At 64.0% G+C, this 13195-nt stretch carries 16 protein-coding genes; 6 read left to right on the top strand and 10 right to left on the bottom strand.

The features are described from left to right. Positions 1-216: 216 nt before the first annotated feature. The gene (locus AUR64_RS13625) at positions 217-1086 is read right to left on the bottom strand and encodes an NAD(+)/NADH kinase (protein WP_058582483.1); all 870 of its coding nucleotides are present in this window, start codon (positions 1084-1086) and stop codon (positions 217-219) included. Between the two features lie 145 nt (positions 1087-1231). Here AUR64_RS13625 and AUR64_RS13620 point away from each other — a divergent pair, with 145 nt between their 5' ends. From AUR64_RS13620 to AUR64_RS13610, 3 genes are all read left to right on the top strand, one after another. Next, the gene (locus AUR64_RS13620) at positions 1232-2503 is read left to right on the top strand and encodes a KaiC domain-containing protein (RefSeq protein WP_058582482.1); all 1272 of its coding nucleotides are present in this window, start codon (positions 1232-1234) and stop codon (positions 2501-2503) included. Positions 2504-2596: 93 nt separating this feature from the next. Beyond that, positions 2597-2836, top strand: coding sequence for an amphi-Trp domain-containing protein (locus AUR64_RS13615; RefSeq protein ID WP_058582481.1), 240 nt, complete (start codon positions 2597-2599; stop codon positions 2834-2836). A gap of 1 nt (position 2837) precedes the next feature. Continuing rightward, positions 2838-3200 (top strand): hypothetical protein, encoded by a 363-nt coding sequence (locus AUR64_RS13610; protein ID WP_058582480.1) that lies wholly within the window; start codon positions 2838-2840, stop codon positions 3198-3200. A gap of 79 nt (positions 3201-3279) precedes the next feature. Here the strand turns inward: AUR64_RS13610 and AUR64_RS13605 are convergent, their stop codons facing one another. From AUR64_RS13605 to AUR64_RS13595, 3 genes are all read right to left on the bottom strand, one after another. Beyond that, positions 3280-3915, bottom strand: coding sequence for a nitroreductase family protein (locus AUR64_RS13605; protein WP_058582479.1), 636 nt, complete (start codon positions 3913-3915; stop codon positions 3280-3282). A 120-nt stretch (positions 3916-4035) separates the two neighbouring features. Continuing rightward, positions 4036-4455, bottom strand: a complete 420-nt coding sequence (locus tag AUR64_RS13600) for a universal stress protein (protein ID WP_058582478.1) — start codon at positions 4453-4455, stop codon at positions 4036-4038. A gap of 101 nt (positions 4456-4556) precedes the next feature. Continuing rightward, positions 4557-6440 carry an ATP-binding protein gene (locus AUR64_RS13595; protein ID WP_058582477.1) on the bottom strand — a complete coding sequence of 628 codons (1884 nt, stop codon included), beginning with the start codon at positions 6438-6440 and terminating at the stop codon, positions 4557-4559. Between the two features lie 132 nt (positions 6441-6572). On the opposite strand from AUR64_RS13595, the gene AUR64_RS13590 reads away from it, so the two are divergent. After that, complete coding sequence (locus tag AUR64_RS13590) at positions 6573-6914, top strand: DUF7113 family protein (protein WP_058582476.1); 342 nt, start codon at positions 6573-6575, stop codon at positions 6912-6914. A gap of 24 nt (positions 6915-6938) precedes the next feature. On the opposite strand, the gene AUR64_RS13585 is transcribed toward AUR64_RS13590, so the two are convergent. After that, a complete protein-coding gene (locus AUR64_RS13585; protein WP_058582475.1) occupies positions 6939-8195 on the bottom strand; it encodes a DNA double-strand break repair nuclease NurA in 1257 nt (418 codons plus the stop codon). A gap of 141 nt (positions 8196-8336) precedes the next feature. Here AUR64_RS13585 and AUR64_RS13580 point away from each other — a divergent pair, with 141 nt between their 5' ends. After that, positions 8337-8780, top strand: a complete 444-nt coding sequence (locus AUR64_RS13580; protein WP_058582474.1) for a DUF5518 domain-containing protein — start codon at positions 8337-8339, stop codon at positions 8778-8780. Between the two features lie 122 nt (positions 8781-8902). Here the strand turns inward: AUR64_RS13580 and AUR64_RS13575 are convergent, their stop codons facing one another. From AUR64_RS13575 to AUR64_RS13560, 4 genes are all read right to left on the bottom strand, one after another. After that, positions 8903-9637, bottom strand: coding sequence for a DUF2071 domain-containing protein (locus AUR64_RS13575; RefSeq protein ID WP_058582473.1), 735 nt, complete (start codon positions 9635-9637; stop codon positions 8903-8905). Positions 9638-9811: 174 nt separating this feature from the next. Further along, a complete protein-coding gene (locus tag AUR64_RS13570; protein ID WP_058582472.1) occupies positions 9812-10120 on the bottom strand; it encodes a hypothetical protein in 309 nt (102 codons plus the stop codon). Positions 10121-10261: 141 nt separating this feature from the next. Next, positions 10262-10711: a hypothetical protein gene (locus AUR64_RS13565; protein ID WP_058582471.1), complete on the bottom strand. Its 450-nt coding sequence runs from the start codon at positions 10709-10711 to the stop codon at positions 10262-10264. A gap of 23 nt (positions 10712-10734) precedes the next feature. Then, on the bottom strand, positions 10735-11199 hold the full coding sequence (locus AUR64_RS13560; protein ID WP_058582470.1) for a DUF2240 family protein: 465 nt from the start codon (positions 11197-11199) through the stop codon (positions 10735-10737). Positions 11200-11351: 152 nt separating this feature from the next. Here AUR64_RS13560 and AUR64_RS13555 point away from each other — a divergent pair, with 152 nt between their 5' ends. After that, positions 11352-11726, top strand: coding sequence for a 30S ribosomal protein S8e (locus tag AUR64_RS13555; RefSeq protein ID WP_058582469.1), 375 nt, complete (start codon positions 11352-11354; stop codon positions 11724-11726). Between the two features lie 138 nt (positions 11727-11864). Here AUR64_RS13555 and AUR64_RS13550 read toward each other — a convergent pair whose 3' ends face one another. Beyond that, positions 11865-12866: a phosphate signaling complex PhoU family protein gene (locus tag AUR64_RS13550; RefSeq protein WP_058582468.1), complete on the bottom strand. Its 1002-nt coding sequence runs from the start codon at positions 12864-12866 to the stop codon at positions 11865-11867. Positions 12867-13195 lie beyond the last annotated feature (329 nt).

Raw genomic sequence — 13195 nt, 5'->3', positions numbered from 1 at the left:
CGCCCGTGTGACCGGGTTCTGGGGCGGTCGCACGTCGCCCTATCCACGTTCGAAACGTGGACTGTCCGCTGTTCGTGTGAAAGTGGTTATCCGCTCCGAAGTCCTAAACATCGATACAGGGGCGACCGCTGCACGGGGATTGGTGACCTGGTCACCGACCGAAACTCGCGTGCCCGCGGCGGTCGCTCCTGATTGTTATCTCCCGAGCGACGCGTCTCAGTCGAGTTTGTTGAGCGCCTCGAAGAAGTCCGAAGACGGCCCCGCAATTCGTAGCGGAGTCTCCGCACGGCGAACCTCGACGGTCGTCGGCGGCGACAGCGGATAGGAGTGTTTGCCGTCGCTGACGACGACGGCCTCGTCGCCCGATTCTGCGGGTCCGGAAGACTGTCCACCGGTCTCGTCGCTCAGTGTCGTCTTCACCGTCACGGTCACCGTCGCGTCGGGGGCGACCAGAAGCGGTGGCATCCCCTCGTCGGGACACATCTCGTTGACGACGAGGCCGCCGACGCTCGGGTGGACGAGCGGTCCGCGTTCGCTCAGATTGTACGCCGTGCTGCCGGTCGGCGTCGACACGAGGAGTCCGTCGGCGTGGCCCGACGAGTACAGCGACCCGTCGATTCGCACCTCCAAGTCGATACCGCCGCCGCGGCCGCGACGGCCGCCCTGAACGACGATTTCGTTCGTCGCCGGGTCGCTTCGCCAGCCGTCGCCGACGGCGACGAGGCGGGGGACGACGCGGACGCGCTGGTCGCCGCTGCGGACGGCTTCGACTTCCGCGAGCACCGCCTCGACGGCCTCGTCGGGGCCGACTGCGTTCAGAAAGCCGACCTCGCCGAGGTTGACGCCGAGAATCGGCGTGCCGTCCGCGCCGCTGGCCGCGAAGAGAAACGTTCCGTCGCCGCCGATGCTGACGATGAGGTCGCAGTCGCCGAGCGTCTCGACGGGTCGCCCGTCGAGGCCGAGCGACTCGCCCGTCGCTTCGTCGAGCGTCACGGAGGCGTCTACGGTCGAGAGTTGCTCTCTGAGTTCTTCAGCGAGCGCAGTCGCTCTGGAGTTTCCCTTCTGAGCGACGATGCCGACGTTCATGGCACGGCTTCGCCCGCGGCCGTCAAAAGCGCACCGTACGGGCAACATTGATACCGGCGGGATTCGACAGACGGACGATGAGTAGTCGACCGGCAGGGGGGAGTACCGTCGAACTCGGCCGCGGCGCGGACACGACGGAGAACCGATGAGCGACGACGACTGGTTCGAGCGAGCACTGCGAGACGACGAGGCGGACGACCCCGAGGATGCCGAGAGCGTCGGAGACGCCGAAGACGCCGAGGAGACGGCGACCGAGGAGTCCAAGCCAACCGAAGAAACGCAAGCAGGAGAGTGGTCCGCCGATGTCGGCGGCGAAGAACGCCCGGACGGCCCCAGCGACCCGAGCAGCACGCAATCCACGTCGTCGGGTACTTCCGACAGAGAGTTGGATGTCGAAAACACGCGAAACGACGACGTCGGAGATGCTGGTGGCGACGACTTCGGATTCGGTGACTCCGCCTCCGGTGGGGACGATTTCGGCTTCGGAGCGTCCGACTCCGGTGGGGGAGACTTCGGCTTCGGTGACTCGGGGGCTGGCGGGGGGGATTTCGGCTTTGGAGGGTCGGAGACTGACGAGGACGAGTTCGGATTCGGCGACTTCGGTGACACCGGGTCCGGAGGCGACGAGTTCGGGTTCGGCGGCGGCGACGGGTTTGGCGCGGGCGACGATGGGTTCGGTCCGGGCGGCGACGACTTCGACGAGGAGTCGCTCGACTCCGACATCGACCGCGTCAAAATCGGAATCGACGGCCTCGACGAGATGATTCTCGGCGGTATCCCGAAACGGTCGCTCATGGTCGCTATCGGGAGCGCCGGGACAGGCAAGACCACGTTCGGCCTGCAGTTTCTCGACGAGGCGCTTCGAGACGACGGCCGAGCGGTGTTCATCACGCTCGAACAGAGCCGTGAGGCGGTGTTGTCCACCGCCGAGGAGAAAGGCTGGCCGTTCCGGCGCTACGTCGAGGAAGACCGACTGGCAGTCGTCGAACTCGACCCCGTCGAGATGGCGAACAGTTTGGCGAGCATCCGTAACGACCTGCCCGAACTCATCGAGGAGTTCGGCGCGGACAGACTCGTCCTCGATTCGGTGTCGCTTCTGGAGATGATGTACGACCACCCCTCGAAACGCCGCAGCGAGGTGTTCGACTTCGCTCGTTCGCTCAAGGAAGTCGGCGTGACGACGATGCTCACCTCAGAGGCGAGAGAGGACAGCCCCTACACCTCCAAGCACGGCATCGTCGAGTATCTCACCGACGCGGTGTTCGTTCTCCAGTACGTCCGCCCGTCGAACTTCCGTGAGACCCGACTCGCCATCGAGATTCAGAAGATACGCGACGCCAACCACTCCCGGGAGACGAAACCGTACGAAATCACCCAAAGCGGCATCAGCGTCTACCGACAGGCGAACATCTTCTGAACGGGTGGAGTGACTGTCGACACCCGTGACGTTCTCGCAAACCTGACAGTCGGCCGACCTTTATCTCCTTTTGCGTTGTACAAAACGACGGGTATGGCCGACAAAACACAGAGCAAACAGGAACGAACAGGACCGGAGTTCGCGGGCTATCTACGCCGAATCGCGGACGAATTCGACTCCGGTGGCGACGTCCGGTTGAGTATCGGGAACAAGGAAGTCACCGTCCATCCTCCCGAATCGTTCGACACGGAAGTGTCGGTGACAGAGCGCTCTTCGAAGCTTCGTGGTGACAAGGAGACGGTCGAAATCACCGCCGAATGGAAGGTGAAGTGAGATGGCACTCGTCGACAGTATCCTCATCGTCTTCGTCAACCTCCTCGTCGGGGGTCTCGGACTCTACCTCGGTGTGAGACTGCTCATCGACAAGCAGGCGAGTTTCGGCTACGCCGTCGTGACGGCCGCTATCGGGGCGCTCGTCTGGGGGCTGTTCAGTTTCTTCGTCGGCGGGATTCCGATAATCGGACCGATACTGACGCTCTTGGCGTGGATTGGCGTCATCAACTGGCGGTATCCCGGCGGGTGGGGCAGTGCGACTGCAATCGGCGTCGTCGCGTGGTTAGCCGCCGTCGCCGTGCTGTACGTTCTCGGCGTCTTGGGCGTCGTCGGCTTGAGCGCGCTGGGAATCCCCGGCGCTTGAACGAGACGGACGACCACTCGAAACGAACCCCGTTCGGCCGCACCTCCCTCTTCTGCTCGAAAATCAGTTCGTTAGCTGCTCACGGTGCGAACGACTCGTAGTGGACGATTTCGTCGACCGAGCGCCGTAGCTTTCGGTCGTTTTCGATGTCGTCGGTTTCTTCGGGTGCGTAGCCGAGCGTCACCAGCATCACCGGTTCGTACTCGTCGTCGATGTCGAACGTCTCGGTGAGCGCCTCGGCGTCGAACCCTTCGAGCGGACAGGAAGCGACGCCTTGGTTCCACGCGGCGTACATCAAAGACATCGCTACCAGCGACGTACTTCGGGTCGTCCAGACGCGGCGCTCGGACTCGGGCATCTCCGCCATCCCTTCGACGTTTTCGCGGATGGCGTCGCGGACGTCCTCGTTCGGAAGATACCCCTTGTCGAGCCAGTCGTCGAGCACTCGGTCGGCGTGCGCTTCGGGGTCTTTCGACCCGAGAACGACGACGCTCGCCGCCGCGCTGCCGACGTGTTCCTGTCCGCCGGCGACCTCCTGCAGTTTCGCCTTCGACTCCTCGTCGCGGAGGACGAGGAACTCCCACGGCTGAAGATTGTAGCCGGAGGGAGCGTACCGAGCCTGCTCGAAGATGGCTTCGAGCGTCTCGTCGTCGATGTCTTCGTCGGTGTACTCGTGCACGGAGCGCCGTGTCTCGATGACTTCTTCGAACTCCATCGACCCCGAGTTGGAGCGACAGCGGACTAAACCGGGCGGTGCCCGTCGATTATTCCGGTATCTGTATGACACGTTCGTCGGGACTCTGCGAAGGCGACCCTCCGGCGACTTCGTCGGGAACTACCGGACGATAGTCACCGGCACCGGCGACCCGCGGACGACTGCTTCGGTGACGCTGCCGAGGAGAATCCGCGAGACGCCGCTTCGGCCGTGACTTCCCATCACGACGTGGTCGAACTCGCCGGAGTCGACGACGTCGAGAATCGTTCGTGTCGGGCGTCCGACCTCCGTACGCATCCGCACGTTGGGTTCGACTATCGACGCCGCGTCGGCCAACAGCGACGCTGACCGGGATTTCTCGCTCTCGTACCACTCCTCCGCACCGCTCGGGATACCCGCGCTGGGGTTGCCACCGGCGTCGGCGGGGTTGATGACGTGCAGGAGCGTCACCGTCGCCTCCGGCCACTCCTCGGCGACGAACGACAGCGCCGCCGTCGACTGCGGCGACCCGTCCACCGGAACGAGGATATGTTTTGTCATACCATGACATACGCTCTGCTAGAAGTAAAGTGCGTTTCGGCGGATGGCGTTACTGGCGATGTATTGGAAGTTACCAAGAACCCAGCGCGGGTCGCGGCCGACTACCGCCCGTGGCGGGTCACACACTTCGGCAGGCCGATGAGTTCGACCGGTTCGGAGTTGTCCGGCGAGTAGACGACCATCTGGCCTTTCTCCATGTACGGCACCTTGCTTTCGAGGTTCGGCGGGATGTTCACCGACTTTATCGCGTCTTCGTCGCCGAGGTTGAGGACGACTTTCGTGTTTACCTGTTTGAACACCGACTCGGCGATATCCTGGGGGTCCTGCGTGATGAGGAACAGTCCCAGTCGCTCCTTTCGGCCCTGCTTGGCCGCCTCGGTGAACTTCCCGATGACGTTTCTCGCTTGGACGCTGTCGGCGTCGGCGAGGAAGTTGTGCGCCTCGTCCATGCCGAGAACGACCGGCGTGTCGTCGATACGGTCGTACTCGGGGTCGTTCGAGAGCTTCTCGTCGATGAGTAGACTCGACACCGCGAGAACGACCATCTCCGCCGCACGGCTGTTCGAGACGTGATACGTCGGCACGACGGTGAGGCCACCGGGGCGGACGAGTTGGTGGACCAACTCGGTGATTGGCTCGGCGTCGCCGTCGAACACGTCGTTGGCCGCTTTGGTCCGCGTTTTCCGTTTGACCGCGTCGAACGTCGCCTCGTGGACGTGTCCGGACTCGTTGAGTTCCTCGCGCAACGCCGGGTCGTCGAGGAAGTTCTGGAATCCCTTGTAGGTGCCCGAGGGGTTCTGCCGGAAGTAGCGGTCCAACAGCAGCGTCAGCGCGTTGTACTGATTGTCGTTGAGCGCCGCGCCCGCGACCAGCCACGGCCAGCGCCGGACCATCGAGAAGGGGATGGTGAAGCGGACACGCTCGGCGCGGTGGCCCTCGCCGGGGTAGGAGGCATCGCCGACCTGCGGGACGAACGCGAGGGTGTCGTCGTGGCCGCCGTAGGCGACACCCTCACGTTCGAGGCGACGGGCGAACTCCGAATCGAGTTCGTCGTTGTCGTCGTGCATCTGCGCGTACTCGTCCTGCGGGTCGAACTGGACGACCGCCGGTTGCGTGGTTCGGCCGTCGCCCATCTCGTAGGCGCGTTCGTCGGCGAGATACTGCCGCAGCACGTTCTTCGAGGCGTGGGTCTTCCCCGACCCCGTCCCACCCGCGACGAGGGTGTGCCGGAAGACGAGCGGGTCGCCCTCGGTGTAGTCGTCCTTGACTCGGTAGTCGATGGTCGGCGGGTCCGCGGCGGTGCGGACCTTCTCGCCGCCGACGGAGAGATGACCCAAGAAGACGCCCTCGCCGGGAATCTTTAGGCCCGTTTTGATTTCGTCGGCGTCCGTCGCCTCCATCACCGTCGCGCCGGGTTTGGGGACGCGGTCGGTCATCCGCCGTTTCAGTTCGTCTCCGTCGTCGTAGAGCACGGCGACAGGGTCCAGCGCCGCGACGAACTTGTAGTCGCGTTCGGGGAATTCGGTCCGGCGCATCGCCCGGCGGGCGTGAATCTCGGTGGCGTCGTCGGCTTGGAACTCCTGGGCGTATTCGAGGCCCGTGATACGACAGAACAGCGTCTCCGCGTCCGGATACGGGACGAGCAGGTACTTGCCGAGGCGGACGGTGTCGCGATTTCCGGTCGTGACGAACGCGCGCAGAGCGGTGTCGCGTTCGTCCTCGGCGACGCAGAGTCCCTGCGACACCGAGAGCGCGCCGATGCCGCGGTCGGAGGTAGCCGGTTCCACGTCGAGGCGGTCGAAGGACTGCTCGCCGGCGTCGGTGTCGGGCGTCTGAGCATCGCCGGCGTCGCCGTTGGACGCGGTGGCGGAGGTAGGGTCCGCGGCATCGGCATCGGTCCGCGACTCGGCGGATTCGGCGGACTCGGCGGAGTCACCGCTGTCGTCGTCGGGGTCGAATTCGGTGAAGTCACCGAGGTTAGACATATCTCGGCACACGACGGCCCCCTTGATGGACCTTTCCCTCCGGCGGACGGCGATGGGCGAGAACGGACGACGGCAGACGAGAGCGCAGACCGTTGGACCATCGCTTTTTAGGCTCGCGTACGTACGTCGGGTATGCTTCTGGTTCGCGGCTCTGGCGGCGGGACGGCGCTCACCGGGACGATTTTCGAGCGTGGCGAAGTCGCGCCGTCGTTCAAAGGCGCGCCCGACGAGGACGCGCCGTACGTCTGGGTCTGCGACGAGTTCTACGAGGTCGAAAGCGGCGGGTCGCCGACCGAAATCGACGGCGAGACGATTCGGGTCGCCTTCGAATCGCCGATGCCACGGGGATTCGACACCCGCGACCAAGCGCTGACGGCGGCGAAAGCCCACATTCGGACGCAGTTCGCGCGCGTCGGCGTCGCCGAAGACGACGTCGAGATAGCAGTGGAGAAGACCGAACCCGGGCGTCGGTAGGCGTCGTCGCTGTAGCGCTCGTTCTCAGTAGAGGTCGCCCCAGCGGAGGCCGTTGTACGTCCGGACGTAGTCGGAGCCGACGTCCTCGGCCAGTTTTCGTCGCAACGAGCCTTTCTCGTGGGCGCTGATGCGGGCGAGTTCGTCGGCTTTCGTCACCGCAGGCGGCGGCCCGCGCGCACCCGCGACGTCGTGCAGTATCTGTCGGGTGAGTTTCGCGCGGCGGTCGTCGTCACGAGTGAACGCGTACGGCGCTTCGACCTTGTAGAGGACGCCGTGTCGCGGGTCGTAGACGACGAAAAAGGTCACTTCGTACAGTTCGGGGTCGAGTTCCCGGTCGACGCCGAGCGCATCGCCGTCGGCGGCGAGCGTCCGGTCGGAGCCACCGCGGGAGACGAACCACGAGGTAAAAGTGAGGTCGTCGGTCAGCCGCTCGGGTTCGCCTCCGGCGTCCGGCCGCGTGCGTCGTTCGAGAAGTCGGGAGAACAGCGCCGTGTCGTCGGCCCACGGGGCGTCGACGCCTTTCGTCTGGAGGGTTCGGGTGACGAGCCTCGAAATCGGATTCTTCACGAAGCCGACAAGCGGCACGTCGCGGTCGACGAATCGCTCGACGAGGCGGACGTAGTTCTCGACGATATGCTTCGGTTTCGCCTCCGCGGCGAGTTCGCGGAGTTCGGCGTCGCGGTCCCGCCAGTTGAACAGTTCTTTCGGGTAGATGGGGCCGTCGAGAATCAGGAGGTCCGAGACGTCGTCGGCGTGTCGAAGCGCGTGTTCGCTCTCGGCGAGGTACAGAGACAGCGCGTGGACGACGCCCTCGGCGTAGCGGTTCACGTTGGGCGCTTGGAGCACGCGGAGGCGACTGTACTCGTCGTCGTGGCTCTGCCACTCGGTGCCGAGTTTCGCGTAGCGGTCGTTCGTGTGCGTCGTGAGGACGATGCTGCGCGACCGATGCAGTTCGAGGTCGGAGGGAACGCTCGCCATCGCCGCGTGCGCCATGTCCAACACCAGACCGTTCTCGAAGGTGGTCGGGTTGATGGTGCCGGAGTCGAGGCCGTGGACCGTCTCGAACGGCCGGTCGGCGAGGGCGATGTCGTCGATGTCGGCGGCACGGAGCGACTGCTCGCCGAGCGGTTCGACCACCGTCCGGCCGTCGTACCGCAGCGGGTCGAGCCACTCGTCCCACACCGTCCGCGCGAGGTCCGTGTGGTCGGTGTCGTCGACGTTCTCGGCGAGTTCGCGGGCCAACGCCGCGATACCGTCGACGTGGACGGGGTCGAGGGTCATACCCGCAGTGGGTGTCGCATCCGATAAAAAGCCACGCGGTCGGTCAGCGGGTTGGACACGAGAGTCGGGTGGCGAGAGAGCGGAGCTATCGTTATATATGTTCAGCCGGTCTGTGATGGTGTACGCACAACGACAGGTATTATGTCTGAACTCGAAACAATTGAAAACAAAACATCCTCCGTCTGGAGATTCGGCCTCGTCGGTGGCGTCGTCGCAATAGCACTGACGCTCGGACAGAACTGGCCGCTGGGTTCCGGGGGTTTCTCGGCGAACCTCGTGGTGGTCGGCGGGTTGTTAGCCGGCTATCTCGCCGAACGTAACGAGTCGAAACCGTCTCGGGCAGGTATCGTTGCGGGAGTCGTTGGCATAGTACCGGGAGGTGTGTTCTTGCTCTTTGCTGCATCTCGTACGTTCGCTGTCTGGATTGCGGAGGAGGCACTCGTGACCGTGCTGATTGCCGTACCGACGATGTTGCTGTTCATCGTCGGCGTCGGAGCGCTCGTCGGAGCCATCGGTGGTGGTATCGGCGGGTGGATAGCGACTCGACTCCACGAGAGACGCTCACTCGAAGAGCCTGCCGGCTGATTCGCTGAATTCGAAGCACAGCTTGTGAGTACGAGTCCGTCGGGCCTGTTTCACTCGGACTGCGTTCTCGATTGTCGTGCGACGGTCTGTGAGACTCAGTCGGTCGCTCGTCGAAGCGCCGGTCAGTTCGATGCCGGTGCCGAACAGACCGATTCGCGTTCGTGCCACTCGTGGTCGATATCCTCCATCAGCAACGCGTGGTCGAACTCGACGGCGTCGTCGTCGAACTCCGAAGAGTTCTCGAAGTAACTCGACCCGACCGAGTCGACGTCGAGCGGCGTCACCTCCCACTCGAAGGCGTCGAGTTCCATCGCGTCGTACGACTCTCCCCGCTTCGTCGGTGAGTGTCCGAGCGACCCCTGCTCGAAGAACCGAGACGACGCCGAAAGCGAGTCGAACACGCTGTCTGCCGGCAACGCGTCGGCCCTGTCGCCAGCGACCTGAACGTACGCCTCGCCGTCGTCGCTGGTCATCTCCACTTCGTAGCGACTGTCCGATTCACGTGTCTCGAAGGAGGCGTGGTGGTAGACGCCCGAGAACAGCCTCCCGCCCAAGAGCGTGTTGAACGTGGAGTTCGTGTCCCGACGCGGGACGTACACGCCGGTTCGACGTTCGCCCTCCTCGGTCCACTCGACTGCGATTCGGTGGGCGGCGTTCTCCGACCCGACGCCGAACTGAGCGGGGAATCCTCGCGGGCGAAGGTCCCGGAACCGGATGAGGCAGATGCCGGCGATTCCGTACCCGTCGACGGTCTGAGGGCTGAAGGGGTCGGGGAGGACGCCGTCCAGTGCTTCCGGGTCCACCCGGAAGTTGACGAGGATACGACGGTCGATGACGCCCCGTATCGTGGGCAGCATGCCATCACATTCGCCTTCGGTGGAGAAAAACCTGATTTCTACGCGGAACGGTCGCTCGGCGGGTTGCCCAACGGAATCGAGAAACGAAGGGAGTCAGCGGGGTTCGGTGCGGGTGGTACGGGTAGTGCGGGCGGCGATGCGGAGTTCGCCGTCGTGGACCGGTCGGACCGACGTTCAGTCGGCGTTTTGCGGAGTCGAACGCGGCGACGGCGATTGATTCTGGTCCGCACCGAACCGGTCGCTGAAGCGATGCGGCGAGCGAAGCAGCGCGATGAGACTCCACATGACGCCAGTCAGAAGCGACCCGACAGCCGAGAGCGTCATGCCGAGTGTGAAGAAGGTGGTTCCGTAGATGATGCCGATAGTCGCCGACGGGAGCGTCGTTCCGAGGGGGACGTTCGCCATCGAGTCGCGCAGCGTCGGAACGAGAACGACGAGCGAGAAGACGCTGCCGGCGAGGAAGATGAAGTCCTGCCACATCATCGTACGAACACTCCTGCAGAGGGTTTGGAGGTACACTGAATCATCGAGTAGAGAGAGCCGACTGCTGCTGAAAAGACTTACTCATTATCGAGTAAATACAATCGTGAGCGTTCGATTTGACACCGAGTGTCGTGGCCGGACTCAGTTCTCGTGGGCGAGCACCGCCTCGAACACGGGGAGAATCCACTTCACCTGCGCGCCGTCTTCGACGAAGACGAGCGTCCGTGGTGGACGGACCGCCTTCGGGCGAACCCGGAGGTTCGCGTTCTCGGCGGCATCGACGGCAACCGCCGGGTCGACGAGAAACTCCACGCGCGCACGGTCGGACTGAACGAACACTTCGGCGAGACGAGTCTCGGTTTCTGCGTCGTCGTGGTCGTCGTGGTCGCCGTCTGTGTCGCCGCCGTCGGCGTCACTCTCGGCATCGGACGCGAGTGCGTCGACCGCGTAGGCGAACGCGCCGTCTGCCGTCGCCTCGACGTCCGGGTCGGCGTCAGCGACGCGGAGGCGGTCCGAGGAACCGCCGCCTTCCAGTTCGGATGCGAGGAGTTGGGCGATACGCTTTCCGTCGGCGAGATGGTCGTCGGCCATACCGACCGAAGGCGCGTCGTGGGTTACTCGGCTTCGGTTTCGATTAGTTCAGTACGGACGGAACCGGCGACGTCGTCGACGTCGACGCCTTCGCTGCGGGCGGTGAGCACCGCCGCCGTCTCCAAGGTCACGCCGAGACGGTGCTGGCGTTCGTTGGCCGCCGCCACCGCACGCTGTTTGTCGATGCCCTCGGCGACCAACGCGTCGAGAACCCGCTCGAACGTCGACTGCTCGCGGAGGATGGATTCGTCGGGGACGAACTCGCGAGGAATCTCGACGGCTTCGGGGTCGAACGTGGGGACGAGGTCACCGCTGTCGTCGTCGCGGTCGAGGAGGCCGCGGCCGACCGCGACGTCGACGAGTCGCTTCGCTTGGTCCGGCGAGAACCACCCACGGTCCAGCGACAGCACGACCACGAACTCGCCCTCGCCGAGTCGTTCGCTCCCGCGCTGACGGAACGGGACGGCCGTTGCGGTCTGCAGACTCATTGAGCGAGACACGGGAGGGACGGTCACTAAACCTTGCTACTCGCGGCGAGTGCCGGGGTAACGAGGCGTGACCCGCGAACGCGGGCGTCCGTCCCCGTCGACGGCGATGCAAGTTCGAGCGATTCAAGTAGTTGCTGGCAGTTCTTCGGGGTATGAAGGACCAAGGACGCTCCCAGCGAAAGCGAACGGGCGGTCGCCTCCGACCGGCCAGCAACAAGAAGCGCTACCAGCTCGGCCGCCAGCCTGCGGAGACCACCGTCGGCGAACCGCGCTTCCAGACTATCGACTCCCGCGGCAGCAACACGAAGACGCGCGCACTGGCGACGAACGTCGCGCAGGTCGCAGAAGGTGGCGAGGTCAGCGAGGCCGACATCGAGAACGTCGTCGACAACCCCTCGAACGTCAACTACGCCCGCCGAAACATCATCACGAAAGGCGCAATCATCGAGACCTCCGCCGGCCGCGCACGCGTGACCTCCCGTCCGGGCCAGACCGGACAGGTCAACGCCGTGCTCGTCGACGAGTAATCGGTTCTACATTTTCGATTTTCTCAGCGTCGGGTAGCGACGGTACTCGAATCACTGACGGTCGGTGGTCCCGTCCGAGACTGACGAACGACTGGCCGAAACTGACGTGAAAAGGGCCGAGAAGAGTCGAGACGCGGACTACGGAGTCGGGGCGGCCTTCTGCAGCGCCGTCTCGGCGATGTTGCCGCCGTAGTCGGCGCTACGTGAGAGCGAGTCGACGATGAGGCCGAGCATCTGCGCGCGTGCAGGGTCGAGTTCACGCAGGAGTTCGTCGATGGTGCGAGCGTGTTCGTCTATCTCTTGGACCGACTCGCGGGCCTCGTTTGCGACTTCCGTCGCCTCGACGCTGTCGTCCGAAAACAGGGCGTCCATCCCCGCGTCGACGACGGTGGTCGCGTCCTCGTGAAGTTCCCAGAGCGCGTCGAGGACGTCCTCTCGAACCGGTTGTTCGATGTTGAGCGTGAGATGGGCGATTTTCGTCGCGTGGTCGGCGACCCGTTCGAGTTGGCGGGCACAGGAGTGGTAGTCGAAGCAGACCTCGCGGGGGAGACCGAGTTCCTCGGCGGCTTTCGGCGTTCGGAGCGTCGCGCGGAAGATGCGCGAGACGACCATGTAGAGGCGGTCCACGTCGTCGTCGCGCTGGATGACGTCTTGGGCCATATCCATGTCGAGGTCGGCGAGTGCGGCCACCGCGTCTTCGAGCATCGACAGCGCGATGAGTCGCATCCGGGTGACGGCGTTGTGAATCGACAGTTCCGAGGAGTCCAACAGGTCGCGGATGACGATGCGGTCGCGGGTCTCCTCTAACACTTCGAGGCCGACGAGTCCCTGTGTCGCCTGTCGGACGGTCCGACGCTGGTCGTTGGTGATGCGGCCACTTTCGAGCGCGATAACGTCGAAGCCGCTGACGTACATCGTCATCACCGCGCGTACGAGTTCTTGGCCCTCCAACTTCGAGATGTCAAGCGTCCCCTCGGTTCGCTCTTCTTCGGTGCGCGGCGTGAGGAACAGCGAGTCGCCCTCGGGGTAGAACTCGACTTCGCTGCCGGCGCTGACGCCGTTTTCTGTCGCCCACTCTTTGGGAATCGAAACAGTGTACGTCGACCCGCCCGTCACCTGCACCTTTCGTGTCTCGACCATGGGGAAAGTGGGTGTATGTACGTTATAAATCTACCCCTCTTCTATATATTGTGGCACCGAGGTATGGTGGAGTACCTATCTAGAACAGAGAGGCCACCGTTCGATGGTCGAGTCAACACGATGGGACCCCGTCCACGAAGTCAGACTGAGAGAACGAAGAGAACTGAAGAGGACTCATTAGCCGTCTAACACGCGCCAGTTCGACACGTCGAAGATGTTCTCATCTCGATGGTCCGCCCAAAGCGAGTATCTTGGCTGGGCACTATTTCCCATACCAACCACTATATAGTTGTCATAGCAGGGTACTTATGTCTCAGTCGGCCATGAAC

This window comes from Haloprofundus marisrubri (assembly GCF_001469955.1).
In the GTDB taxonomy this organism is placed as follows: domain Archaea; phylum Halobacteriota; class Halobacteria; order Halobacteriales; family Haloferacaceae; genus Haloprofundus; species Haloprofundus marisrubri.
This window is presented reverse-complemented; position numbering and strand designations above follow the sequence as displayed.